Annotated in this window: 26 protein-coding genes and 4 tRNA genes; 17 read left to right on the forward strand and 13 right to left on the reverse strand. The window is 56.2% G+C overall.

The window, feature by feature from the left end; all coding sequences use genetic code 11:
• Window positions 1–44: 44 nt before the first annotated feature.
• Window positions 45–944, reverse strand: a complete 900-nt coding sequence (hemF, locus tag ACDO57_RS00810; RefSeq protein WP_032646715.1) for an oxygen-dependent coproporphyrinogen oxidase — start codon at window positions 942–944, stop codon at window positions 45–47.
• Window positions 944–1,819, reverse strand: coding sequence for an N-acetylmuramoyl-L-alanine amidase AmiA (gene amiA, locus ACDO57_RS00815; RefSeq protein WP_024907603.1), 876 nt, complete (start codon window positions 1,817–1,819; stop codon window positions 944–946). Before amiA ends, hemF begins: the two co-directional genes overlap by 1 nt.
• Window positions 1,820–2,031: 212 nt before the next feature.
• On the opposite strand from amiA, the gene ACDO57_RS00820 reads away from it, so the two are divergent.
• The 10 genes from ACDO57_RS00820 (at window position 2,032) to pdxK (ending at window position 10,374) form a co-directional block, all read left to right on the forward strand.
• Window positions 2,032–2,457, forward strand: coding sequence for a GNAT family acetyltransferase (locus tag ACDO57_RS00820; protein ID WP_024907604.1), 426 nt, complete (start codon window positions 2,032–2,034; stop codon window positions 2,455–2,457).
• Complete coding sequence (locus tag ACDO57_RS00825) at window positions 2,444–2,893, forward strand: DUF2919 domain-containing protein (protein ID WP_370883418.1); 450 nt, start codon at window positions 2,444–2,446, stop codon at window positions 2,891–2,893. Before ACDO57_RS00820 ends, ACDO57_RS00825 begins: the two co-directional genes overlap by 14 nt.
• A gap of 63 nt (window positions 2,894–2,956) precedes the next feature.
• A complete protein-coding gene (locus ACDO57_RS00830; RefSeq protein ID WP_024907606.1) occupies window positions 2,957–3,532 on the forward strand; it encodes an RpoE-regulated lipoprotein in 576 nt (191 codons plus the stop codon).
• Window positions 3,533–3,624: 92 nt separating this feature from the next.
• Window positions 3,625–4,524 carry a Dyp-type peroxidase gene (locus tag ACDO57_RS00835; RefSeq protein ID WP_023332959.1) on the forward strand — a complete coding sequence of 300 codons (900 nt, stop codon included), beginning with the start codon at window positions 3,625–3,627 and terminating at the stop codon, window positions 4,522–4,524.
• Between the two features lie 173 nt (window positions 4,525–4,697).
• Window positions 4,698–5,711 (forward strand): sulfate ABC transporter substrate-binding protein, encoded by a 1,014-nt coding sequence (locus tag ACDO57_RS00840; protein ID WP_032646709.1) that lies wholly within the window; start codon window positions 4,698–4,700, stop codon window positions 5,709–5,711.
• Window positions 5,711–6,544 carry a sulfate/thiosulfate ABC transporter permease CysT gene (gene cysT, locus ACDO57_RS00845; protein WP_004123378.1) on the forward strand — a complete coding sequence of 278 codons (834 nt, stop codon included), beginning with the start codon at window positions 5,711–5,713 and terminating at the stop codon, window positions 6,542–6,544. Before ACDO57_RS00840 ends, cysT begins: the two co-directional genes overlap by 1 nt.
• The gene (gene cysW / locus ACDO57_RS00850; RefSeq protein WP_370883419.1) at window positions 6,544–7,419 is read left to right on the forward strand and encodes a sulfate/thiosulfate ABC transporter permease CysW; all 876 of its coding nucleotides are present in this window, start codon (window positions 6,544–6,546) and stop codon (window positions 7,417–7,419) included. Before cysT ends, cysW begins: the two co-directional genes overlap by 1 nt.
• Window positions 7,409–8,503, forward strand: coding sequence for a sulfate/thiosulfate ABC transporter ATP-binding protein CysA (cysA, locus tag ACDO57_RS00855; RefSeq protein ID WP_008501607.1), 1,095 nt, complete (start codon window positions 7,409–7,411; stop codon window positions 8,501–8,503). The genes cysW and cysA overlap by 11 nt, the downstream gene beginning before the upstream one ends.
• A gap of 117 nt (window positions 8,504–8,620) precedes the next feature.
• A complete protein-coding gene (cysM, locus tag ACDO57_RS00860) occupies window positions 8,621–9,532 on the forward strand; it encodes a cysteine synthase CysM (protein WP_370883420.1) in 912 nt (303 codons plus the stop codon).
• Window positions 9,533–9,537: 5 nt separating this feature from the next.
• Complete coding sequence (gene pdxK, locus ACDO57_RS00865) at window positions 9,538–10,374, forward strand: pyridoxine/pyridoxal/pyridoxamine kinase (RefSeq protein WP_370883421.1); 837 nt, start codon at window positions 9,538–9,540, stop codon at window positions 10,372–10,374.
• Window positions 10,375–10,418: 44 nt separating this feature from the next.
• Here the strand turns inward: pdxK and crr are convergent, their stop codons facing one another.
• From crr to cysZ, 5 genes are all read right to left on the reverse strand, one after another.
• Window positions 10,419–10,928 (reverse strand): PTS glucose transporter subunit IIA, encoded by a 510-nt coding sequence (gene crr / locus ACDO57_RS00870; RefSeq protein ID WP_003861316.1) that lies wholly within the window; start codon window positions 10,926–10,928, stop codon window positions 10,419–10,421.
• A 40-nt stretch (window positions 10,929–10,968) separates the two neighbouring features.
• The gene (ptsI, locus tag ACDO57_RS00875) at window positions 10,969–12,696 is read right to left on the reverse strand and encodes a phosphoenolpyruvate-protein phosphotransferase PtsI (protein WP_032646702.1); all 1,728 of its coding nucleotides are present in this window, start codon (window positions 12,694–12,696) and stop codon (window positions 10,969–10,971) included.
• A gap of 44 nt (window positions 12,697–12,740) precedes the next feature.
• A complete protein-coding gene (gene ptsH / locus ACDO57_RS00880) occupies window positions 12,741–12,998 on the reverse strand; it encodes a phosphocarrier protein Hpr (RefSeq protein ID WP_000487600.1) in 258 nt (85 codons plus the stop codon).
• A 317-nt stretch (window positions 12,999–13,315) separates the two neighbouring features.
• Window positions 13,316–14,287: a cysteine synthase A gene (cysK, locus tag ACDO57_RS00885; protein ID WP_014884739.1), complete on the reverse strand. Its 972-nt coding sequence runs from the start codon at window positions 14,285–14,287 to the stop codon at window positions 13,316–13,318.
• 163 nt (window positions 14,288–14,450) lie between these two features.
• Window positions 14,451–15,212, reverse strand: coding sequence for a sulfate transporter CysZ (gene cysZ, locus ACDO57_RS00890; RefSeq protein WP_024907612.1), 762 nt, complete (start codon window positions 15,210–15,212; stop codon window positions 14,451–14,453).
• A 230-nt stretch (window positions 15,213–15,442) separates the two neighbouring features.
• On the opposite strand from cysZ, the gene zipA reads away from it, so the two are divergent.
• The 3 genes from zipA (at window position 15,443) to ACDO57_RS00905 (ending at window position 18,722) form a co-directional block, all read left to right on the forward strand.
• On the forward strand, window positions 15,443–16,420 hold the full coding sequence (zipA, locus tag ACDO57_RS00895) for a cell division protein ZipA (protein WP_032646698.1): 978 nt from the start codon (window positions 15,443–15,445) through the stop codon (window positions 16,418–16,420).
• Between the two features lie 69 nt (window positions 16,421–16,489).
• Window positions 16,490–18,505 carry an NAD-dependent DNA ligase LigA gene (gene ligA, locus ACDO57_RS00900; RefSeq protein WP_370883422.1) on the forward strand — a complete coding sequence of 672 codons (2,016 nt, stop codon included), beginning with the start codon at window positions 16,490–16,492 and terminating at the stop codon, window positions 18,503–18,505.
• A 1-nt stretch (window position 18,506) separates the two neighbouring features.
• A complete protein-coding gene (locus ACDO57_RS00905; protein ID WP_003861328.1) occupies window positions 18,507–18,722 on the forward strand; it encodes a DUF3820 family protein in 216 nt (71 codons plus the stop codon).
• On the opposite strand, the gene ACDO57_RS00910 is transcribed toward ACDO57_RS00905, so the two are convergent.
• Window positions 18,719–19,714 (reverse strand): bile acid:sodium symporter family protein, encoded by a 996-nt coding sequence (locus ACDO57_RS00910; protein ID WP_370883423.1) that lies wholly within the window; start codon window positions 19,712–19,714, stop codon window positions 18,719–18,721. The two genes, ACDO57_RS00905 and ACDO57_RS00910, sit on opposite strands and share 4 nt — an antisense overlap.
• 89 nt (window positions 19,715–19,803) lie before the next feature.
• Between ACDO57_RS00910 and ACDO57_RS00915 the strand changes: the two genes are divergently transcribed.
• On the forward strand, window positions 19,804–20,739 hold the full coding sequence (locus tag ACDO57_RS00915) for a LysR family transcriptional regulator (RefSeq protein ID WP_024907616.1): 936 nt from the start codon (window positions 19,804–19,806) through the stop codon (window positions 20,737–20,739).
• On the opposite strand, the gene ACDO57_RS00920 is transcribed toward ACDO57_RS00915, so the two are convergent.
• Window positions 20,736–21,074 (reverse strand): FlxA-like family protein, encoded by a 339-nt coding sequence (locus ACDO57_RS00920; RefSeq protein WP_032659298.1) that lies wholly within the window; start codon window positions 21,072–21,074, stop codon window positions 20,736–20,738. The two genes, ACDO57_RS00915 and ACDO57_RS00920, sit on opposite strands and share 4 nt — an antisense overlap.
• A 207-nt stretch (window positions 21,075–21,281) precedes the next feature.
• On the opposite strand from ACDO57_RS00920, the gene xapA reads away from it, so the two are divergent.
• The 3 genes from xapA (at window position 21,282) to ACDO57_RS00935 (ending at window position 24,372) form a co-directional block, all read left to right on the forward strand.
• The gene (gene xapA / locus ACDO57_RS00925; RefSeq protein WP_032646692.1) at window positions 21,282–22,106 is read left to right on the forward strand and encodes a xanthosine phosphorylase; all 825 of its coding nucleotides are present in this window, start codon (window positions 21,282–21,284) and stop codon (window positions 22,104–22,106) included.
• 51 nt (window positions 22,107–22,157) lie between these two features.
• Entirely contained in the window at window positions 22,158–23,414 is a 1,257-nt protein-coding gene (locus ACDO57_RS00930; RefSeq protein WP_370883424.1) for a nucleoside permease, read from the forward strand.
• Window positions 23,415–23,481: 67 nt separating this feature from the next.
• Entirely contained in the window at window positions 23,482–24,372 is an 891-nt protein-coding gene (locus ACDO57_RS00935; RefSeq protein ID WP_048992054.1) for a LysR family transcriptional regulator, read from the forward strand.
• A 47-nt stretch (window positions 24,373–24,419) separates the two neighbouring features.
• Here the strand turns inward: ACDO57_RS00935 and ACDO57_RS00940 are convergent.
• The 4 genes from ACDO57_RS00940 to ACDO57_RS00955 all read right to left on the reverse strand — a co-directional run bounded on the left by ACDO57_RS00940 (window position 24,420) and on the right by ACDO57_RS00955 (window position 24,797).
• A tRNA-Lys gene (locus tag ACDO57_RS00940) sits at window positions 24,420–24,495 on the reverse strand.
• 4 nt (window positions 24,496–24,499) lie between these two features.
• Window positions 24,500–24,575 (reverse strand) — tRNA-Val (locus tag ACDO57_RS00945).
• A 29-nt stretch (window positions 24,576–24,604) separates the two neighbouring features.
• Window positions 24,605–24,680: transfer RNA gene (locus tag ACDO57_RS00950), tRNA-Val, on the reverse strand.
• 41 nt (window positions 24,681–24,721) lie between these two features.
• A tRNA-Val gene (locus ACDO57_RS00955) sits at window positions 24,722–24,797 on the reverse strand.
• Between the last annotated feature and the right edge of the window lie 126 nt (window positions 24,798–24,923).

Here is a 24,923-nt window from a genome sequence, read left to right on the forward strand (position 1 = left end):
GTTGCAGGCCTGATAAGGCGCTAGCCGTCATCAGGTCAGGTAAACTACACCCAGTCGCGGATCTGAATAAACTCGCTAAGGGCGGCTTCCGGGCTGTTCGCTTCCGGCTGCCAGTCATATTCCCAGCGCACCAGCGGCGGCATCGACATTAAAATCGACTCCGTGCGCCCGCCGGTCTGCAGGCCGAACAGCGTCCCGCGATCCCACACCAGATTAAATTCCACGTAGCGCCCCCGACGGTAGAGCTGGAACTCACGTTCGCGCACGCCATAGTTGGTGTTTTTACGGCGTTCGACAATCGGCAGGTACGCGTCGGTATAGCCTTCACCCACCGCGCGCATAAAGCTGAACGCGGTATCAAAATCCGGCGTGTTGAGATCGTCAAAGAACAGCCCGCCGATGCCGCGCTGCTCGTCGCGGTGCTTCAGGTAAAAGTAGTCGTCGCACCACTTTTTAAATTTCGGGTAGACGTCTTCGCCAAACGGCAGGCAAAGATCCCGCGCGGTGGTGTGCCAGTGCACGGCATCCTCTTCGAAGCCGTAATAGGGCGTTAAGTCGAAACCGCCGCCGAACCACCAGACCGGGTCGGCGCCCGGTTTTTCCGCAATGAAAAAGCGCACGTTGGCGTGGCTGGTCGGCACAAACGGGTTGTGCGGATGCACCACCAGCGAGACGCCCATCGCCTCAAAGCTGCGGCCTGCGAGCTCGGGACGATGTGCCGTCGCAGACGCAGGCATGGCGTCGCCGTGAACGTGGGAAAAATTCACGCCCGCCTGTTCGAAGATGCCGCCGTTTCGCAGCACGCGGCTGCGCCCGCCGCCTCCAGCCTCGCGCTGCCAGGTATCTTCCTGAAATTCACCGCCATCTGCGGCGGCCAGTTTCTGGCAGATCTCATCCTGCAGCTGCAGCAGGAAGGTTTTGACCAGTTGAGCATCGGGTTTCATTAACGTTTCCTGGAGTGCGCTTTTTGGTTATCGAACCAGTTGAAGTAACTGATAATGCCGGAGGCGATGGCGTTGGCGATCTTCTGACGAAACGCCGTGGTGCCGAGGAGTCGCTCCTCTTCCGGGTTGGTAATGAATGAGGTTTCCACCAGCACGGACGGGATGGACGGTGATTTCAGCACCACGAACGCTGCCTGCTCGGTGCCTTTACTGTGCAGACGATGCACTGGCTTAATCTTCTTCAGAATATGCGAGCCGAGCGTCAGGCTGTTTTTGATCGTATCCGTCTGCACGAGGTCGAACAGCACCTGCTGTAGCAGGTGGTCTTTGTCGGTTGCTTTCTTCCCGGCGACTTCATCCGCCCGGTTTTCGCGGTCGGAGAGGTATTTCGCCATGGCGCTACTGGCGCCACGGTTGGAAAGCGCAAACACCGAGGCACCGGCCGCAGAAGGGTTGGTAAAGCCGTCGGCGTGGATCGACATAAACAGATCCGCACCGTGCTGGTGGGCGATCTCTACGCGGTCATACAGCGGAATAAAGGTATCGCCAGAACGCGTCAGACGGGCGTCAATGCCGTTACTGCGTAAAATTGCGCGCACATTTTTTGCAATTGCCAGCACGACGTGTTTTTCTTTCGACCCGTTTTTGCCGATGGCGCCGGTATCAATGCCGCCGTGCCCTGGGTCGAGCATCACCAGACGCTTCGCGCCCGGCTTTTTGGCTTTCGGTTTGCTGTGTCCGTTACTGGTTTTGAGCGTGCTCTCGTCTTTCGCCTGAGCCTGCTTTGCGATGCCCGTTAACGTTAAGGCCGCCAGCCCCGCTTTGAGAACCTGACGACGCGATGTGAGTGCTTTTAATGGTTTGAATGTGCTCATGCGGCCTGAATACTAAAAAATGGGGTCCTGGTGTTATATCGTATCGTGTTTCCCGTTACGACAGTCCATATTGAGAATTGTTTTACTTTTCATTTCAATACGTGACAAAGTGACATTATGCCAAATTTTGGCGAGATTTTCCCCGGTTATTGGCTAAAGGCGTGCTTCGCGCCATAATCACTGTTTTTAAACCCGAAAAGGCGGTTAATACCATGGAGATACGCGTTTTTCGCCAGGAAGATTTCGAAGAGGTGATCACCCTTTGGGAGCGCTGCGATCTGCTGCGTCCGTGGAACGATCCGGAAATGGATATCGAACGTAAGGTGAATCATGACGTCAGTCTGTTTCTGGTCGCGGAAGTCAATGGCGAGGTTGTGGGGACGGTAATGGGTGGTTACGACGGCCACCGCGGCTCGGCCTATTATCTGGGCGTTCACCCGGAATACCGTGGCCGCGGCATTGCCAATGCGCTGCTGAACCGACTCGAGAAGAAGCTGATCGCCCGCGGCTGCCCAAAGATCCAGATCATGGTGCGGGAAGATAACGACGTGGTGCTGGGCATGTATGAGCGTCTGGGCTACGAGCACGCTGACGTGCTGACTCTGGGCAAGCGTCTGATCGAAGATGAAGAGTACTGAGATCCATCCGGCTGACTATGACGCGCAGGGTCGCGTCAGGCTGCCCTTTTTATTCTGGTGCGTTCTGCTGCTCCAGGCCCGGACCTGGGTGCTGTTTGTGATAGCCGCCGCGTCGCGCGGGCAGGGCGACACGCTGCTGAATCTCTTTTATCCCGATCACGACGCCTTCTGGCTCGGACTATTGCCGGGCGTACCGGCGGTGGTGGCGTTTTTGTGCAGCGGCCGGCGGCAGGCGATCCCGCGTTTGTGGCGCGCGCTTCGCGGGCTGCTGATCCTTGCCCAGATTGCGCTGCTCTTCTGGCAGCCGGTACTCTGGTGGTACGGTGAGCCGCTGACGGGCATCGGTATTGCGCTGGTGGTTGCCGATATTGTGGCGCTGCTGTGGCTGCTGACAAACCCGCGTCTTCGCGCCTGTTTTGCGCCTCAGGATGATTAATCCGGCACTTTTTGCCGATGTCGCACTCCAACAAGCGTTGATTTAATTAGAAAGGACGTTTCAATGAAATCGCTGCGTTTACTTTTATGCGCTCTCCCGCTGGCGTTGACCGGCTGTTCGACGCTCTCCTCCATTAACTGGTCCGCCGCGTATCCGTGGAACTGGTTTGGCTCATCAACGGAAGTGACCGAGCAGGGCGTGGGGAAAATTACCGCCGCGACGGCGCTGGATCAGAATGCTATTCAGGATGCGCTCAGCAGCGATTACCGTCTGCGCAGCGGCATGAAAACGGAGAATGGCAATATTGTTCGCTATTACGAAGCGCTGAAGGGCGACAAGCTGGCGCTGGTGATCAACGGTGACAAAGGCACGGTAAACCGAATTGCGGTGATGGATGAAGATATTCCGACCGCTAGCGGCGTGAAGGTAGGGACCCCGTTTAGCGATCTTTATAAGCAGGCTTTTGGCAATTGCACCAGCTTGCCGTCTGACGACAAGGTCGCGGTGGAATGTAAGGCGGAAGGCAGCCAGCACATCAGCTATGTCTTCACCGGAACCTGGAGCGGACCGGAAGGACTGATGCCGTCTGACGACACGCTCAAGAGCTGGAAAGTGAGCAAAATACTCTGGAAGCAGTAATTTGCGCCTGAACAAACCGCCTCGCTGAAATCCGGGTATAATACCCGCCATCAATGCCACGCTGACGTGGCATCTTTATTTCAGGAGGAGCGATGTCTCAGGTTCAGAGTGGCATTTTGCCAGAACATTGCCGCGCGGCGATTTGGATTGAAGCCAATGTTAAAGGGGACGTGGATGCCCTGCGTGCGGCCAGTAAAGCGTTTGTTGATAAGCTGGCCACCTTCCAGGCCAAATTCCCGGAAGCCCACCTCGGCGCCGTTGTTGCCTTTGGCAATAACGTCTGGCGTCAGCTGAGCGGTGGCGAAGGGGCGGAAGAGCTGAAAGACTTCATCCCTTATGGCAAAGGTCTGGCACCTGCGACCCAATATGACGTGCTGATCCACATTCTCTCCCTGCGTCACGACGTGAACTTTTCCGTTGCCCAGGCCGCTGTGGCGGCCTTTGGCGACAGCATTGAAGTGCAGGAAGAGGTTCACGGCTTCCGCTGGGTGGAAGAGCGCGATCTGAGCGGCTTCGTCGACGGGACGGAAAACCCGGCGGGTGAAGAGGTTCGTCGCGACGTGGCGGTGATTAAAGACGGCGTGGACGCGGGCGGCAGCTACGTGTTCGTTCAGCGCTGGGAGCACAACCTCAAGCAGCTTAACCGCATGAGCGTGCACGACCAGGAGATGATGATTGGTCGTACTAAAGAAGCCAACGAAGAGATCGACGGCGATGACCGTCCGGTCACCTCGCACCTGACCCGCGTTGACCTCAAGGAAGACGGTAAAGGACTGAAGATTGTCCGCCAGAGCCTGCCGTACGGTACCGCAAGCGGCACGCACGGCCTCTACTTCTGCGCCTACTGCGCGCGCCTGTATAACATTGAGCAGCAGCTGCTGAGCATGTTCGGCGATACCGACGGTAAGCGCGACGCCATGCTGCGCTTCACCAAACCGGTGACCGGCGGCTACTACTTTGCTCCGTCCGTTGAGCGTCTGCTGGCGCTGTAATAGCCTTTCTCCCTCTCCCTGTGGGAGAGGGCTGGGGTGAGGGCATCAGGCCGCACCCCTTATTCCCTTTTCTGCTTCTAAATCACCAAACGGTATATAAAACCGTTACTCCTTTCATCCCCGTTATAAATATTATGACTATAAGATAGTCATCACATTTATAAGGGTGCGCAATGGCCGTTACTGTACTAAAAAAAGGAACTCTGGCGCTGGCAGGTTTACTGCTGGTGGCACAGGCGCAGGCGACTGAACTGTTAAACAGTTCGTATGACGTCTCCCGCGAGCTGTTTGCCGCCCTTAACCCACCGTTCGAACAGCAGTGGGCGAAAGACAATAACGGCGATAAGCTGACCATCAAGCAGTCCCACGCCGGGTCGTCCAAGCAGGCGCTGGCGATTTTGCAGGGCCTGAAAGCGGATGTGGTGACCTACAACCAGGTCACTGACGTGCAGATCCTGCACGACAAAGGCAAGCTGCTTCCGGCCGACTGGCAGAGCCGTCTGCCGAACAACAGCTCGCCGTTCTACTCCACCATGGGCTTCCTGGTCCGTAAGGGCAACCCGAAGAATATCCACGACTGGAGCGACCTGGTCCGTTCCGACGTGAAGCTGATTTTCCCGAACCCAAAAACTTCCGGTAACGCGCGTTATACCTATTTAGCCGCGTGGGGCGCGGCGGACAAGGCTGACGGTAACGATAAAGCCAAAACCGAGCAGTTCATGACCCAGTTCCTGAAAAATGTCGAAGTGTTTGATACCGGCGGCCGTGGGGCGACCACGACTTTCGCAGAACGCGGTCTCGGCGATGTGCTGATCAGCTTCGAGTCGGAAGTGAACAACATCCGCAAACAGTACGAAGCGCAGGGCTTCGAGGTGGTTATCCCGAAAACCAACATTCTGGCCGAATTCCCGGTCGCATGGGTGGATAAAAACGTGCAGGCAAACGGTACCGAGAAAGCGGCAAAAGCCTATCTCAACTACCTGTACAGCCCTCAGGCGCAGACCATCATTACCGATTACTACTACCGCGTGAACAACCCGGACGTAATGAACAAACTGAAAGATAAATTCCCGCAGACCGCGCTGTTCCGCGTGGAAGATCATTTTGGCTCCTGGCCTGATGTGATGAAAACGCATTTTGCCAGCGGCGGTGAGTTAGACAAACTGCTGGCGGCGGGGCATAAGTAATGTTTGCAGTTTCGACAAAACGCGTGCTGCCGGGCTTTACCTTAAGCCTCGGGACCAGCCTGCTGTTCGTCTGCCTGATCCTGCTGTTGCCGCTCAGCGCGCTGGTGATGCAGCTTGCGCAGATGAGCTGGGCGCAGTACTGGGACGTGGTCACCAACCCGCAGGTGGTGGCGGCCTATAAGGTGACGCTGCTGTCGGCGTTTGTCGCCTCCATTTTTAACGGCGTGTTTGGCCTGCTGATGGCGTGGATTTTAACCCGCTATCGCTTCCCGGGCCGTACGCTGCTTGACGCCCTGATGGATCTGCCGTTTGCGCTGCCGACGGCGGTGGCGGGCTTAACCCTCGCGTCGCTCTTCTCCGTGAACGGGCTGTACGGCGAGTGGCTGGCGAAATTTGACATCAAGGTGACCTATACCTGGCTCGGTATCGCGGTGGCGATGGCCTTTACCAGCATCCCGTTTGTGGTCCGTACCGTGCAGCCGGTGCTGGAAGAGCTGGGTCCGGAATACGAAGAAGCGGCGGAAACGCTGGGCGCCACTCGCTGGCAGAGCTTCCGCAAGGTGGTGCTGCCGGAGCTCTCTCCGGCGCTGATGGCGGGCGTCGCGCTGTCGTTTACCCGCAGCCTTGGTGAGTTCGGCGCGGTGATTTTTATCGCCGGGAACATCGCCTGGAAAACAGAAGTGACCTCGCTGATGATTTTCATCCGTTTGCAGGAGTTTGATTATCCGGCGGCGAGCGCAATTGCCTCGGTGATCCTCGCAGCCTCGCTGCTGCTGCTGTACTCAATTAACACTCTGCAAAGTCGCTTTGGTCGACGTGTGGTAGGTCACTGATGGCGGAAGTTACGCAATTGAAGCGATACGATGCACCCCGCATCAACTGGGGTAAATGGTTTCTGATTGGGGCGGGCGTGCTGGTTTCCGCCCTCATTCTCGTCGTGCCGACGGTTTATATCTTCGTTCAGGCGTTCAGCAAGGGGCTGATGCCCGCGCTGGAAAACCTGGCAGACCCGGATATGCTGCATGCTATCTGGTTGACCGTAATGATTGCGTTGATCACCGTGCCGGTGAACCTCGTGTTCGGGACTCTGCTGGCCTGGCTGGTAACGCGCTTTAACTTCCCGGGACGTCAGCTGCTGCTTACCCTGCTGGATATTCCGTTTGCCGTGTCGCCGGTGGTGGCGGGCCTGGTATACCTGCTCTTTTACGGCTCCAACGGCCCGCTGGGCGGCTGGCTGGATGCGAATAACCTGCAGATCATGTTCGCCTGGCCAGGCATGGTGCTGGTTACCATCTTCGTGACCTGTCCATTTGTGGTGCGCGAGCTGGTGCCGGTGATGTTAAGCCAGGGCAGCAACGAAGACGAAGCGGCGGTGCTGCTGGGGGCTTCGGGCTGGCAGATGTTCCGCCGCGTGACGCTGCCGAACATTCGCTGGGCGCTGCTTTACGGCGTGGTGCTGACCAACGCCCGCGCGATTGGTGAGTTCGGTGCCGTTTCCGTTGTTTCCGGTTCCATTCGCGGTGAAACCCTGTCGCTACCGCTACAGATTGAACTGCTGCAGCAGGACTACAACACCATCGGCGCGTTTACTGCCGCAGCGTTGCTGACGCTGATGGCCATTTTGACCCTGTTTTTGAAGAGTGTGGTGCAGTGGCGTTTAGAAAATCAGGAAAAACGTCAGCATCAGGAGGGAAATCATGAGCATTGAGATTGCCAATATTAAGAAGTCTTTTGGTCGCACCCAGGTGCTGAATGATATCTCGCTGGATATCCCTTCCGGACAAATGGTGGCGCTGCTGGGGCCGTCTGGCTCGGGTAAAACTACGCTGCTGCGTATTATCGCCGGGCTTGAGCATCAGACCAGCGGGCATATCCGCTTTCACGGCACCGACGTGAGCCGCCTGCATGCCCGCGATCGTAAAGTAGGTTTTGTGTTCCAGCATTACGCGCTGTTCCGCCACATGACCGTGTTCGACAACATCGCGTTTGGCCTGACCGTGCTGCCGCGTCGCGAGCGCCCGGATGCAGCAACCATTAAGGCGAAGGTGACCAAACTGCTGGAGATGGTGCAGCTGGCTCATCTGGCGGATCGTTTCCCGGCCCAGCTGTCCGGCGGGCAGAAACAGCGCGTGGCGCTGGCGCGTGCGCTGGCCGTTGAGCCGCAAATTCTGCTGCTGGATGAACCTTTCGGCGCGCTGGATGCACAGGTGCGTAAAGAGCTGCGCCGCTGGCTGCGTCAGCTCCATGAAGAGCTGAAATTCACCAGCGTCTTCGTGACCCACGACCAGGAAGAGGCGATGGAAGTCGCGGATCGCGTGGTGGTCATGAGCCAGGGCAACATTGAGCAGGTTGACGAGCCGGAACAGCTCTGGCGCGAACCGGCGACCCGCTTCGTGCTGGAGTTTATGGGCGAGGTAAACCGTCTTCAGGGTACTATTCGCGGTGGGCAGTTCCACGTTGGCGCGCACCGCTGGCCGCTGGGCTATACCTCCGCGCATCAGGGACCGGTCGATCTGTTCCTGCGTCCGTGGGAAGTGGACGTGAGCCGCCGAACCAGCCTGGATTCACCGCTGCCGGTGCAGGTGCTGGAAGCTAGCCCTAAAGGTCACTACACCCAATTGGTGGTACAGCCCCTGGGCTGGTATACCGAGCCGCTGACTGTGGTCATGCGCGACGACGTGCCGCCGCACCGGGGAGAGCGCCTGTTTGTCGGTCTGCAGCACGCCCGTATCTATCACGGCAAGGAGCGCATCGAGACGCGCGAGGATATTGCTCTCGCGGAGTCAGCCTGATAGGTTATTAGGATGTTTATCGCCCGGTGGCGCTGCGCTTACCGGGCCTACAGTTATCACTGTGTCTTGTAGGCCGGGATCGCTGCGCGCGCCCGGCTTTTTTATTGAGTAAAAAACGTGAATACACTCGAAAACACCATCGGCAACACGCCTCTGGTCAAGCTTCAGCGCATGGGGCCAGACAACGGCAGCGAAATCTGGGTCAAACTCGAAGGCAATAACCCGGCGGGGTCGGTGAAAGACCGCGCGGCTCTGTCGATGATTGTCCAGGCCGAAAAGCGCGGCGAGATTAAGCCGGGCGACGTGCTGATTGAAGCCACCAGCGGGAACACGGGTATCGCGCTGGCGATGATTGCGGCGCTGAAAGGCTATCGCATGAAGCTGCTGATGCCGGACAACATGAGCCAGGAGCGCCGCGCCGCGATGCGTGCCTACGGAGCCGAGCTGATTCTGGTGACCAAAGAGCAGGGGATGGAAGGCGCGCGCGACCTGGCGTTAGAAATGGCCGAGCGCGGCGAAGGTAAACTGCTCGATCAGTTTAATAACCCGGACAACCCGTACGCGCACTACACCACCACCGGCCCGGAAATCTGGCAGCAAACCGACGGGCGTATCACCCATTTTGTCTCCAGCATGGGCACTACCGGCACTATTACCGGGGTATCGCGTTTTCTGCGCGAGAAGGATAAAGCCGTCACCATTGTCGGCCTGCAGCCGGAAGAGGGGAGTAGCATTCCGGGCATTCGCCGCTGGCCTGCGGAGTATATGCCCGGCATCTTTAATGCGCAGCTTGTGGACCAGGTGCTGGATCTTCACCAGCGCGAGGCGGAAAATACCATGCGTGAGCTGGCCGTGCGCGAAGGCATCTTCTGCGGCGTCAGCTCGGGCGGCGCGGTAGCGGGTGCGATTCGGGTAGCAAAGGCAAATCCGGGCGCGGTGGTGGTGGCGATTATTTGCGATCGCGGCGATCGCTATCTGTCTACCGGCGTCTTTGGTGAAGAGAGTTATTCGCAGGGGGCGGGGATTTAAGCGTCATGGAGATGATTCTATTCCGGGATAATACCCGGGCGCAGCAAACCGATATTGTCGCCGTGCAGTCGCAGGTGGTTTACGGCAGCGTGGGGAACAGCATTGCGGTACCGAATATTCGAACCCACAGGCTGAACGTCACCGCCGTGCCGACGGTACTGTTTAGCAACACGCCGCACTACGACACATTTTATGGTGGAGTGATCCCCGACGAGTGGTTCAGCGGTTACCTGAAGGCGCTGGAAGAGCGCGAGATCCTGCGCGAGCTTAAGGCGGTCACTACCGGCTATATGGGAAATGCCAGCCAGATCGTCCTGCTGGCGCAGTGGCTGAAGGCGGTCAAAGCGCAGCATCCCGACCTGCTGGTGCTGGTCGACCCGGTTATCGGCGATATCGACAGCGGAATGTACGTGAAGCCCGAGATCCCGCAAGCGTATCGGGAGCATCTGCTGCCGCTGGCGCAGGGGATCACGCCAAACGTCTTTGAACTGGAAGTGTTAAGCGGCAAACCGTGCCGTACGCCGGAAAGCGCCATCGCGGCGGCACAGGGATTGCTCTCTGACAGCCTGAAATGGGTGGCGATCACCAGCGCGCCGGTCGCTGACGACCCGCAAAACATCCACGTGGTGCTGGTGACGAATGAAGGCGTGACCGTCAGCGCGCATCCGCGGGTAGAAACCGATCTGAAAGGGACGGGCGACCTGTTCTGTTCAGAGCTGGTGAGCGGCATTGTTGAGGGGAAAACCGTTGCCGATGCCATTCGCATGGCCGGCGATCGGGTGACGGACGTGATGCTTTATACCCAGTCGAAAGGCTACGACGAGCTCATTCTTCCCGCATAAACAAAAATGGCGCCCGAAGGCGCCATTTTTCTGTGCGGCAAGAATTACTTCTTGATGCGGATAACCGGGGTTTCACCCACGGTGACGCTGCCAGACAGTTTGATCAGTTCTTTGATTTCGTCCATGTTGGAGATAACAACCGGCGTCAGGGTAGACTTGGCTTTTTCTTCCAGCAGTGGCAGATCGAATTCAATCACCGGGTCGCCAACTTTCACACGCTGGCCTTCTTCCGCGATACGTTTGAAGCCTTCGCCTTTCAGTTCAACGGTGTCGATACCGAAGTGAACGAACAGTTCGATACCGCTATCAGATTCGATAGAGAACGCATGGTTGGTTTCAAAAATTTTACCGATGGTGCCGTCAACTGGAGCAACCATTTTGTTGCCAGTTGGTTTGATAGCAATGCCATCACCAACGATTTTCTCAGCAAACACTACATCCGGCACGTCTTCGATGTTGACGATCTCGCCGGAGAGCGGAGCAACAATCTCAATAGTTCCGGAGTCTTTTTTATCATCAGAAACCAGAGATTTCAGTTTATCGAACAAACCCATGATCTTCTCCTAAGCAGTAAATTGGGCCGCATCTCGTGGATTAGCAGATTGTTTTTTCTTCAATGAACTTGTTAACCAGCGTCATTAACTCGTCCGTTGTCGGTTGAGCAAGAGCCTGCTCTGCTAATACCTTCGCATCTTCGAAGTTCGTGTTACGGATAATCTTCTTAATGCGCGGGATGGAAATGGCGCTCATAGAGAATTCGTCCAGACCCATACCCAGCAACAGAAGTGTAGCACGTTCGTCGCCTGCAAGCTCACCACACATGCCAGTCCATTTACCTTCTGCATGAGAAGCATCAATAACTTGCTTGATCAAGTTCAGTACGGACGGTGACATTGGCTGGTAGAGATGTGAAATCATATCATTACCACGGTCAACTGCCAGGGTGTACTGCGTTAAATCATTGGTACCGATACTAAAGAAATCAACTTCTTTGGCTAAATGACGCGCAATGGTCGCCGCCGCAGGTGTTTCCACCATCACGCCGATCTCGATTGACTCGTCAAACGCTTTACCTTCGTCACGCAGTTCCTGTTTGTAGATTTCGATCTCTTTCTTCAGTGCACGCACTTCTTCAACAGAGATGATCATCGGGAACATGATGCGCAGTTTACCGAAAGCAGAGGCACGCAGGATCGCACGAACCTGGTCACGCAGGATCTCTTTACGATCCATCGCGATACGCACGGCACGCCAGCCCAGGAACGGGTTCTCTTCTTTCGGGAAGTTCATGTACGGCAGCTCTTTGTCGCCACCGATGTCCATGGTACGGACGATAACCGCCTGAGAGCCACACGCTTCAGCCACGGCTTTGTAAGCAGCAAACTGCTCTTCTTCCGTTGGCAGCGCGTCGCGGTCCATGAACAGGAATTCCGTACGATAGAGACCGACACCTTCCGCACCGTTGCGCTCAGCGCCATCAACGTCGCGGACGGTACCGATGTTTGCGCACACTTCAACCTGATGGCCGTCCAAGGTGATGGCTGGCAGGTCTTTCAGCTTAGCGAGTTCCGCTTTTTCAGTCGCAACCTGCTCCTGAACCGCGCGCAGTTTGTCGATCTCTTCATTGGTTGGGTTGACGTAAACCAGATTGTTTACGGCATCCAGAATCAGATAGTCGCCATTTTTCACCTGAGAGGTGACGCTACCGGTACCCACGATGGCAGGCAGTTCCAGAGAACGCGCCATGATAGAGGTGTGGGAGGTACGGCCACCCGCGTCGGTGATGAAACCGAGGACCTTTTTCAGGTTCAGCTGTGCGGTTTCAGACGGGGTGAGGTCAGCGGCAACCAGGATCACTTCATCCTGAATCGCGCTCAGGTCGATGATGGCCAGGCCCAGGATGTTGCGCAGCAGGCGCTTACCGATATCACGTACGTCAGCCGCACGCTCTTTCAGGTATTCATCATCCAGTTCTTCCAGGGCAGTTGCCTGACCTTCGATAACTTCATGCGCAGCCGCGTCGGCCGTCATGCCTTTATCTTTAATCAGGGCTATGATTTCCTGCTCCAGCTCCTCATCTTCGAGCAGCATGATGTGCCCTTCGAAGATGGCTTCTTTTTCTTCACCGAAAGTTTCGCCAGCTTTAGTTTTGATTGCTTCCAGTTGCGCAGATGCCTTGGCACGACCGCTCAGAAAACGTTCAACTTCCTGATCAACCTTGTCGGCAGAAATTTTTTTCCGGTCGATGACGATCTCGTCTTCTTTCAGCAGCAGTGCCTTGCCGAAAGCGATACCCGGGGATGCTAAAATGCCTGAAATCATAACCCTACCTTACTTGTGACTGATATTTAAAAGAACCCGGAAACTTACTCGAGCTCAGCCATCAGTTTAACCAGATGCTCAACTGCTTTCTGCTCGTCTTCACCTTCTGCAGAGATGGTGACAACGGTGCCCTGAGTCAGGCCCAGAGTCTGCAGTTTGAACAGGCTTTTTGCGCTCGCGCTTTTGCCGTTGGAAGTCACAGTGATTTCAGAAGTGAAGCCTTTTGCTTCTTTAACAAACTGAGCAGCAGGGCGGGTGTGCAGACCGTTCGGAGCGGTAATGGTAACTTCTTGCTGGAACATTGTATTTCCCCAACTTATAGGTTTAGTGTTGTGGAACTAAAGTCTAGCCTGGCGACTGAACTTTAGCCTGTATTGTTAGCGCTGACGTTTCGATCGTCATTAAACATTATGCAGCGAAAGCAAGACTTGAACCAAATCATAAAATCGATTCAGCAAGGCTATTTCGTTTGCCGATTAATTTCACGCATCAAAATAATTGCTGGTTTAAATACCAGACCCTTCGGGGTGAAGCAATGCCAGGAGGGGTAAAAGTTTGAAGCAGGCCACAAAAAAGCACCTGAAAAGGTGCTTTTTTACGCGTTATTAACATGCTGGCACTACTGTTGCAGTTCTTTTTCGGTAAACAGATCGGCAAACAGTGCGGTGCTCAAGTAACGCTCACCCGAGGACGGAAGGATAACCACAATATTCTTATTGGTAAAGGCTTCATCTTCCTGAAGCTTGAGCGCTGCCGCAACGGCCGCACCGGAAGAGATACCCGCCAGAATGCCTTCTTCATCCATCAGGCGACGCGCGGTAGAGATGGCTTCTTCGTTAGTGATGGTAACCACTTTATCGATCAGCTTCAGATCCAGGTTGCCCGGAATGAAGCCTGCGCCAATACCCTGAATTTTGTGTGGGCCGGGTTTGAGCTCTTCACCCGCCAGTGCCTGGGTGATAACCGGTGAGTCGGTTGGCTCAACGGCAACGGTGATCAGGTCTTTTTTACCCTTTGTGCCTTTAATATAGCGCGACACGCCGGTCAGCGTACCGCCGGTACCCACGCCGGAGATAAAGACGTCAACCTGGCCGTCGGTATCTTCCCAGATTTCCGGACCGGTGGTCTTCTCGTGAATTTCCGGGTTAGCCGGGTTGCTGAACTGCTGCAGCAGGAGATATTTAGCCGGATCGCTGGCCACAATCTCTTCGGCTTTCTGAATGGCGCCCTTCATGCCCTTCGCGCCTTCGGTCAGCACCAGGTTCGCGCCCAGCGCTTTGAGCAGCTTACGACGCTCGATGCTCATGGTTTCTGGCATGGTCAGCGTCAGCTTGTAGCCGCGCGCGGCAGCCACATAGGCCAGAGCGATACCGGTATTGCCGCTGGTCGGTTCCACCAGCTCAACGCCTGGCTTCAGTACGCCACGTTTTTCAGCATCCCAAATCATGTTTGCACCGATACGGCATTTTACGCTGAAGCTCGGGTTACGTGATTCGACCTTCGCCAGAATGCGTCCATTACCGATACGGTTCAGTCGAACCAGGGGCGTATGACCGATAGTCAGCGAGTTGTCTTCATAAATCTTACTCATGGCCTGTCCTTAACTGTATGAAATTGGGATACCGACCCAGCATACCTGCTAAGCAGGTAGGGGGAAGTAAGGAATTCGCATATCTATATACTGCAAGGAAATAATGGGGATCAGTATGGAATAAGGGGCGGCATAAGCCACCCCTGCTTTACACATTTTTGCATTATTTCCATAACGCGTGCTTAGCACGGTAGCAGTCGACCCACATCGCCGTCGCGCCGCAGACGGCGACGGGCATGATGAACAGATTCAGGAAGGGAATCATGGTGAACAGGCTGGTCAGCGCGCCAAACTGCATATTGGCGACCTTCTGGCTGCGCAGGGCGGTGCGCATCGTTTTAAATGGCACCTTGTGGTTATCGAACGGATAATCACAGTACTGGATGGCCAGCATCCAGGCGCTGAACAGGAACCACAGCACGGGTGCCACCGTCTGGCCAATGCCTGGCACAAAATAGAGGATAAGCAGCACAACCGCGCGGGGCAGGTACCAGGCAAACTTTTGCCATTCACGCTTCATAATGCGAGGGAGGTCTTTCATGATCCCCCATATGCCCGTGTCCGGCGGCGTCGCGCCGGTAAGCCGCGCTTCCAGCTGTTCCGCCAGCAGACCGTTAAACGGTGCGGCTATCCAGTTCGCAATCGTCGAGAAGAAATAGCCAAACACCAGCAGCACGGAAATCACCGCCACCGGCCAGAGCAGGTAGTTCAGCCACTGCAGCCAGTCCGGCACATGGCTCATCAGCGACGGGATCCAGCTCTCCAGCTTGGTGAACAGCCACCAGAACGCGCCGCCCATCAGAATAATATTGATCAACAGTGGGAGAATGACGAAGCGTCGAATCCCCGGCAGGGAGACCAGTTTCCAGCCCTGAGAAAAATACCAGACGCCGCTGCGCGGGGGAGAAGAAGATGTTGAAACCATAGCCAGGCTGTACTCCTTTTTACACAACCAGTGGAATTGCCCGCCTATATTATCCACTTACGGAGCAATGACCAGTTCGGAAATGTTCGAAAAACCAGCAAAAAGCACGATTTCCTTCATCTTTATGCTGTGAATGCTCTGCACACACTTGCACTTGACGTAAACGGCAAATACTCTTAGTGAGTAAATGTTTGCCGTGGTGGCAAGGTGTTAGAACAACAGAGAATATAATGATGCAGGATTTGCGTCTGATATTAATCATTGTTGGCGCGATCGCCATAATCGCTTTACTGGTACATGGTTTCTGGACCAGCCGTAAAGAGCGTTCCTCGATGTTTCGCGATCGCCCACTGAAGCGCATGAAGTCCAGTCGTGATGACGATGACAGTGAAGATGACATCGACGGCAGCGACGACGACGGCGTGGGTGAAGTTCGTGTTCATCGGGTCAATACTGCGCCCGGCGCAGGCCATGGGGAGCAAGAAGCACCTCGTCCTTCGCAGCACCAGTATCAACCGCCGTATGCTTCCGCACAGCCGCGCCAGCCAGCGCAGCAGCCTGTGGAAGAGCCGGTGCGCCAGCCGCCGCAACAGCCTGTCTATCAGCAGCCTGCCCAGCCGGTTCAACAGCAACCGGTGCAGCAGCCCGTGCAACAACAGCCTGCTCAGCCGGTACAACAACCGCAGCAGCCTGTTCATGTCCAGCCTGCGCCTCAACCCGCTCCGGCACCGCACGTTGAGCCTGAGCCCGTTGTAGAGCCAGAGCCGGTTGTTGAAAAACCGCAGCGTAAAGAAGCGGTGATCATTATGAACGTGGCCGCGCATCACGGTAGCCATCTCAACGGTGACGTGCTGCTTAACAGTATTCAACAGGCAGGCTTCAAGTTTGGCGATATGAACATCTTCCATCGCCACCTGAGTCCTGACGGTAGCGGCCCGGCGCTGTTCAGCCTGGCCAACATGGTTAACCCTGGCACCTTTGATCCGGAAATGACCGGTGATTTCGTGACCCCGGGTGTGACTATCTTTATGCAGGTGCCGTCCTACGGCGACGAACTGCAAAACTTTAAGCTGATGCTGCAGTCTGCCCAGCATATCGCTGACGAAGTCGGCGGTGTGGTGCTCGACGATCAGCGTCGAATGATGACCCCGCAGAAACTGCGCGAGTATCAGGACCGCATCCGCGAAGTTAAGGAAGCCAACGCGTAATCGCCGCGTTGACTTCAACTCCTCCTCAACCCCCGCCTGTCGGGGGTTTTTTCTCATTGATGGTGCGATATGGACTCAATCGAACAACAACTCACTGAACTGCGAACCACGCTTCGCCATCATGAATACCTCTATCATGTTATGGACGCACCGGAAGTTCCGGACGCGGAGTATGACCGCCTGATGCGCGAGCTGCGCGAATTAGAGGCGCAGCATCCTGACCTCATCACACCGGATTCCCCCACCCAGCGCGTCGGCGCTGAGCCGCTGGGGGCTTTTAGCCAGGTGCGTCATGAAGTGCCGATGCTGTCGCTGGATAACGTCTTCGATGAAGAGAGCTTCCTCGCGTTTAACAAGCGCGTGCAGGATCGCCTGAAAAGCAGCGACTCCCTCACCTGGTGCTGCGAGCTGAAGCTGGATGGCCTGGCAGTCAGCCTTCTCTACGAAAACGGCGTGCTGGTACGCGCCGCGACGCGTGGCGACGGCACGACGGGTGAAGACATCACCACCAACGTGCGTACCATCCGAGCGATCCCGCTGAAGCTGCAGGGCGACAACATTCCTGCGCGTCTGGAAGTGCGCGGCGAAGTGTTCCTGCCCCAGGCGGGCTTCGAGAAAATTAACGAAGAGGCGCGTCGCACCGGTGGGAAGGTGTTTGCTAACCCGCGTAATGCGGCGGCGGGCTCTCTGCGCCAGCTTGACCCGCGTATCACCGCGAAGCGACCGCTTACTTTCTTCTGCTACGGCGTCGGTATTCTGGAGGGCGGCGAGCTGCCGGATACCCATCTCGGGCGTCTGCTGCAGTTTAAAGCGTGGGGCCTCCCGGTGAGCAACCGCGTTCAGCTCTGCGACTCGCCGGAAGCGGTACTGGCGTTCTACCACAAAGTGGAAGAGGACCGTCCGACGCTCGGGTTTGATATTGATGGCGTGGTCATCAAGGTGAACTCACTGGCGCTGCAGGAGCAGCTGGGCTTTGTGGCGCGCGCGCCGCGCTGGGCGGTGGCGTTTAAGTTCCCGGCTCAGGAGCAGATGACCTTCGTCCGCGACGTAGAGTTCCAGGTCGGCCGTACGGGCGCCATTACCCCGGTTGCCCGTCTGGAGCCTGTGCAGGTTGCGGGCGTGCTGGTGAGTAACGCCACGCTGCATAACGCCGATGAAATCGAACGCCTGGGCTTGCGCATTGGTGACAAAGTGGTGATTCGCCGCGCGGGGGACGTGATCCCGCAGGTGGTTAACGTTGTGGAGTCAGAACGTCCTGATGATACGCGCGAAATTGTCTTCCCGACCCATTGCCCGGTGTGCGGATCTGACGTAGAGCGTGTGGAAGGTGAAGCGGTGGCGCGCTGCACGGGGGGCTTAATCTGTGGCGCACAGCGTAAAGAGTCACTGAAGCACTTCGTCTCCCGTCGGGCGATGGACGTCGACGGCATGGGCGATAAAATTATCGATCAGCTGGTTGAGAAAGAGTATGTCCACACGCCAGCGGATCTCTTCAAACTGACGGCGGGCAAACTGACTGGTCTGGACCGCATGGGGCCGAAGTCAGCCCAGAACGTGGTTAACGCGCTGGAAACCGCCAAAGAGACCACCTTCGCCCGCTTCCTGTACGCGCTGGGCATTCGTGAAGTGGGTGAAGCAACCGCAGCAGGTCTGGCAGCATACTTTGGTACGCTGGAGGCGCTGGAAAAGGCGAGCATCGAGGAGCTGCAGAAAGTTCCGGATGTCGGCATCGTTGTCGCCACGCACGTCTTTAACTTCTTCGCCGAAGAGAGCAACCGCGAAGTCATCGGCAAACTGCTGGAAGAGGGCATCAGGTGGCCAGCACCGGTAGTGGTCAACGCCGAAGAGATCGACAGCCCGTTCGCCGGTAAAACGGTGGTGCTGACCGGCAGCCTGAGCCAGCTTTCACGCGACGATGCAAAAGCGCGTCTGGTGGCGCTGGGGGCAAAAGTGGCGGGCAGCGTGTCGAAGAAAACCGACCTGGTGATCGCCGGGGAAGCGGCGGGTTCTAAGCTGGCGAAAGCCCAGGAGCTCGGCATTGAGGTTATCGACGAAGCGGAAATGATGCGTCTGTTAGGAGAGTAACGTGGAGAAAGAGCAGCTCGTTGAGATCGCCAATACCGAGATGCCGTTCGGTAAATACAAGGGCCGCAGGCTGATCGATTTGCCGGAGGAGTATCTGCTGTGGTTTGCCCGCAAGGATGAATTCCCGGCAGGGCGACTGGGCGAGCTGATGGCTATCACGTTACTGATCAAAACCGAGGGGCTGACCCAGCTGGTTCAGCCCCTGAAACGCCCTTAAGCCTTCGCGGCGCGGGTCTCTTCCTGCGCCAGCTTTTCGGTCTGGCGTTTGTAGCGACGCGCCAGCACCGCGCAGACCATCAGCTGGATCTGATGGAAAATCATCAGCGGCAGCACCATCATTCCAATCACCGAGGTCGGGAACAGAATGTTGGCCATCGGGATACCGTTAGCCAGACTCTTCTTCGAACCGCAGAACACAATCGTAATTTCATCCGCTTTGTTGAAGCCGCACTTGCGTGCCACAAAGACGTTTACCGCTATTACAATCGCCAGCAGGACAATGCTGACCACCACGATAAACAGCAGCGAGCCTGCCCCCACCTTGTGCCAGATCCCGTTCACGACTGCTTCGCTGAAGGCGGAGTAAACCACCAGCAGAATCGAGGTCTGGTCGGTTTTTGAGATCCACTTTTTATGCTTCGCCACAAATGCGCCGGTCCACGGACGGGAGAGATGTCCCAGGACAAACGGCAGCAACAGCTGCAGACAAATTCTTCCGACCTGCTCCAGGTTACCTTCCGCCCCGTGCATGTTCATCAGGAGGCCCACCAACAGCGGAGAGACGAAAATCCCTAACAGGCTGGATGCGGATGCCGAGCAGACCGCGGCCGCCACGTTGCCGCCTGCCAGCGAGGTAAAAGCGATGGCGGACTGCACGGTGGCCGGCAGAATACAGAGATACAGGAAGCCGGTGTAGAGCGCCGGGTCGACGTTAACCGGTGCCCACCAGGCAAACAGCACCCCGAGGATCGGGAACAGAATAAAGGTGCTACACATCACCCACAGATGCAGTCGCCAGTGTCCGCCGCCTGCGATAATGGCTTCGCGGGAGAGTTTGGCGCCGTGCATAAAGAACAGCAGGGCGATGGCCGCCGTGGTCAAGCCTTCAAAGAATGGGACGAAACCGCCGCGAGCCGGGAAAAACGAGGCCAGTAAAACGGTAACCACCAGGGTAAGCGTGAACGGATCAAGGATACGAAAAAGTTTCATAATCTCTCCTGAAAACAGATGTCGCTATTGTGCTTTCTTCCATTTGAGAAATAAAATTGATTTATTGCATCCATTCATGAATTAAATAGATGAATTATTCATTACGTCAGCTTCGTGTTTTTGTCACCGTGGCGCAGGCTCGTAGTTTTAGCCGGGCAGGGGAGATGATTGGCCTGAGCCAGTCGGCAGTCAGCCACAGCGTGAAAGAGCTGGAGAATCAGACCGGGGTGAAGTTGCTTGACCGCACCACGCGCGAAGTGGTGTTGACCGAAGCAGGTCAGCAGCTGGCCCTGCGCCTCGAGCGGCTGCTGGATGAGCTGAACAGCACGCTCAGAGACGTGGGGAGGCTGGGGCAGCAGCTTTCGGGTACCGTGCGGGTCGCGGCCAGCCAGACGATCTCTGCGCACCTTATTCCGCAGTGTATAGCCGAGGGCAGTCATCGCTACCCGGACATTGATTTTGTCCTGCATGACAGGCCGCAACAGTGGGTGCTGGAGAGCATCCGTCAGGGAGATGTGGATTTTGGTATTGTTATCGATCCCGGTCAGGTGAGCGATCTGGCGTGCGAAAGCATACTTTCGGAGCCCTTTTTGCTGCTCTGTCGTGACGACGATCCGCTGGCCACATTGCCGGAAGTCAGCTGGCAGTCCCTGCAGGGCGCGAACCTGGTTTTACAGGATTATGCCTCGGGCAGCCGTCCGCTGATTGATTCCGCGCTGGTGAATCAGGGCGTAAAGGCAACGATTGTCCAGGAGATTGGTCACCCGGCGACGCTGTTTCCGATGGTGGAAGCCGGGATTGGCATCAGCGTGTTGCCAGCCCTGGCGCTTCCCCTGCCGCAGGGAAGCCGGCTGGCCGTCAAGCGATTAACACCCGTTGTCGAGCGAAAGCTGATGCTGGTGCGGCGAAAAAATCGTTCACTCTCGGGGGCGGCGCAGGCTATCTGGGAAGTGGTGCGTATCCAGGCACAACGATTAACCGAAGCCCGCATACGCGACCCACTGTTTAACGCATCAGAAGATTAAATGTAGATATCGATCTGATTATTGTCTGACGGGCTGTTCACCCCTTCCACTTTGCCCAGCTTTTGATCCTGCTTCTTCTGGGCCTCTTCAGCCTGCTGGCGCTGCAGTGCGGCGAGCTGCGCCTGCAGCACTTTGATCTGGGTCTGAATAAGTTCCTGCTGCTTCTTCTTCTCATCCGTGCTGACGGGGCTGTTCGCCAGCTCTTTTAACTGCTGGGTCAGCTTTTTGATCTTGTCGAGAATGCGGGTGATTTGCGCAGAGATATCGTTACTGCTCGAAGTGCCACTCGCGCCGCTGGTTTGAATCTGTTGGGTTGAAGCCTGAATGGTCGTCATACTTTTTCCTCGCGTTATAAAACAGAGGTATCGGCACCGACGGGATTAGCTTGAGCAAAACTGCCATATCTGGCAGGGAGTTGCATCGATACACAATCAGTATTGATGGTGCGGTGAAAGTGTATTGGAGGTCACCGGCAGACTGCGGATATAAGACGTAAGTCATGCGATCCCCGCTATCGCGATTTTCATCCTTAAGGAGCCTCTATGACCCTCTCGAATAACCCGTGGTACTGCGCCGATATCATTCGCGCCGCTAAGCCGAACTTCACGCCTCGCGTGGCGTTTATTCTCGGCTCTGGCCTGGGCGCACTTGCCGACCAGATTGATGACGCCGTTTCCCTGAGCTATGAAAAGCTGCCGGGCTTCCCGGTGAGCACCGTGCATGGCCATGCCGGCGAGCTGGTGCTCGGGCATCTGGCCGGGGTGCCAGTTGCCTGCATGAAGGGGCGCGGCCATTTCTATGAAGGGCGCGGGATGACCATCATGACCGATGCGATCCGCACCTTTACGCTGCTGGGGTGCGAGCTGCTGTTTAGCACCAATGCGGCGGGTTCGCTGCGCCCGGAGGTTCAGCCAGGAAGCCTGGTTGCCCTGAGCGACCATATCAACACCATGCCGGGCACGCCGATGGTGGGGCTGAACGATGAGCGCTTTGGCGATCGTTTCTTCTCTCTGGCCAATGCTTACGACGCGGATTACCGTGCCGTTCTGCAAACTGTGGCAACGAAAGAAGGCTTCCCGCTGCATGAAGGGGTGTTTGTCTCTTATCCCGGCCCGAACTTTGAGACGGCGGCCGAGATCCGCATGATGCAAATTATCGGCGGCGATGTGGTGGGGATGTCCGTGGTGCCGGAAGTGATTACCGCGCGCCACTGCGGCCTGAAGGTCGTGGCCGTTTCTGCAATTACCAATCTCGCCGAAGGGCTGGGGGAGGTCAAACTCTCGCATGAACAAACCCTTGCCGCCGCCGAGCTCTCCCGCCAGAACTTTATCAATCTTATCTGCGGTTTTCTTCGCCATATTGCCTGAGTAAAACAATAAAGTGGCCCGCCAGGGCCACACTGCTATAAGGAATGGGTTATGAACATCACGACTCGCTTAAAGCTGATGTCCTTTATGCAATATTTTATCTGGGGGAGCTGGCTGGTAACCCTCGGCGCTTACATGATTAACACCCTACACTTTACCGGCTCCGACGTGGGCATGGTGTACAGCTCCAAAGGACTTGCCGCGATTGTTATGCCCTCGCTGGTGGGAATTATTGCCGACAAATGGCTGCGGGCAGATCGTGCTTACGTGATTTGCCACCTCGTCTGCGCCGTCGCGCTCTGCTATGCCGCACAGGTCAATGAGCCTGGCCTGATGTTCTGGGTCATGCTGGTGAATGCGATGGCCTTCATGCCCACGATTGCGCTGTCGAATACGATTTCTTACTCATGTCTTGAACAGGCAGGGCTGGATACGGTGAGCCATTTTCCGCGAGTACGGGTGTATGGCACCGTGGGCTTTATTGCCGCGATGTGGGCCATAAGCCTGATGGGGGCGGAGCTGAGCAACGTGCAGCTCTATATTGCGGCTGCCGCGTCCCTGCTGCTGGCGCTCTATTCTTTGACATTGCCAGCCATTCCGGTGGCGAAAACAAAAACGTCTACGTCGCTGGCCAGCAAGCTGGGCCTCAATGCGTTTATCCTGTTTAAACAGCCCCGCATGGCGGTGTTCTTTTTATTCGCGATGCTGCTGGGCGCCGTGCTGCAGATAACCAACACGTTTGGCAGCCCCTTCCTGCATGATTTTGCGCGTAATCCGGCGTATGCCGATAGCTTTATCGTCAACTATCCGTCCATCCTGCTCTCCGTTTCGCAAATGTCTGAGGTGTTCTTCATTCTGACCATTCCGTACTTCCTCGGACGCTTTGGCATTAAAGCCGTCATGCTGATGAGCATGGTGGCCTGGATGCTGCGGTTCGGTTTATTTGCCTTTGGCGATCCGTCCGCGACGGGCTTCGTGCTGCTCATGCTCTCAATGATTGTCTACGGCTGCGCGTTCGACTTCTTCAATATTTCCGGCTCGGTATTTGTTGAACAGGAGGTCAGCGCCGATATCCGCGCCAGCGCGCAAGGGCTGTTTATGACGACCGTTAACGGTATCGGGGCGTATTTCGGTTCGGTATTGAGCGGTATGGCCGTTGATTATTTCTCGGTGGACGGGGTGAAGGACTGGCAGACGATCTGGCTGGTGTTTGCGGCCTATGCCCTGGTGCTCGCGGTGGTATTTTACTTCAGCTTTAACTACCACCACACCTGTAAAAACAGCGGGATGCGCACAGTTGCGCACTAAATTTCCCCTCCGGACGCGGAAAGGCTTTAAGGTAGGCGCATAAGTGTTATCGCCAGGATATGTTTTGATGGAACGCGTCTATCGGACCGATCTCAAGCTGCTGCGCTATTTTCTGGCCGTGGCGGAGGAACTGCATTTTGGACGGGCTGCGGCCCGTCTCAATATGTCTCAGCCGCCGTTAAGCCTGCATATTAAAGAGCTGGAAAGCCAGCTGGGCACGTTACTGTTTATTCGCCACTCGCGGAGCGTCGCGTTGACGCATGCCGGTAAAGTGCTGATGGAAGAGTCACGACGGCTGCTCGCCAGCGCAAACCAGGCCCTGGCTCGCGTCGAGCAAATTGGCCGGGGGGAAGCAGGGCGCATTGAGCTGGGGATTGTGGGCACCGCCATGTGGAGTGAGGTGCGCACGGTGATGCGCGCTTTTTTGAAATCGCACCCGAATGTAGATGTCGTATTCCGCGAGAAATCCCCGGTCATGCAGATGGCGCTGCTTGAGCGCCGGGAGCTGGATGTTGGGATCTGGCGAATGGCAACGGAACCTACCGCGGGGTTTACCAGCGTGCGGTTACGTGAGGCGGCTTTTCTGGTGGCGATGCCGGAAGATCACCGGCTGGTCAGGGAACCTTCAATTGCGCTCGCAGAATTGCAGGACGAGTATTTTGTCACGATGCCGTCGGCCCATTCTGACTGGGCATTTTTATATCGCGTCTGCCAGCAGGCCGGTTTTTCGCCGATGATTGTGCGCGAAGCCGTTGAACCGCAAACGGTGCTGGCGATGATCAGCATGGGCATGGGAATTACGCTCGCCGCAGACAGCTACGCGCAAATGCAGTGGCCGGGCGTGGTGTTCCGTCCGCTGAAAGAGCGGATACCGGCAGATTTATATGTGGTGTATGACGAGAAGCAGGCGACGCCAGCGGTGAAGACGTTAATTGCGACGTTGACGGCTGGGAAGTAGACAAATCGCAGATAGCAAAAAAGCGCCTTTAGGGCGCTTTTTTACATTGGTGGGTCGTGCAGGATTCGAACCTGCGACCAATTGATTAAAAGTCAACTGCTCTACCAACTGAGCTAACGACCCGAAATGGTGGGCGATGACGGGCTCGAACCGCCGACCCCCTCCGTGTAAAGGAGATGCTCTACCAACTGAGCTAATCGCCCATTTCGGAACTGCTGCGATAAGGTGAGAATGGTGGGCGATGACGGGCTCGAACCGCCGACCCCCTCCGTGTAAAGGAGATGCTCTACCAACTGAGCTAATCGCCCAATCTCAATTCTTATCTACACTGCGAGTCTACCGAAGTAGATGGTGGGTGATGACGGGCTCGAACCGCCGACCCCCTCCGTGTAAAGGAGATGCTCTACCAACTGAGCTAATCACCCCCGCTGTGTGGAGTCGCATTATAGGGAGAGTTGAAAATGAGTCAACGCATTTTCTAAAGTTTTTATTCGTTCGTCGTAAAATTAAACAAAACGATCGCGAAACGGGCTGTGGCGCATGATTTCTAA

Source organism: Enterobacter cloacae complex sp. 2015409, from assembly GCF_041365315.1.
In the GTDB taxonomy this organism is placed as follows: domain Bacteria; phylum Pseudomonadota; class Gammaproteobacteria; order Enterobacterales; family Enterobacteriaceae; genus Enterobacter; species Enterobacter pseudoroggenkampii.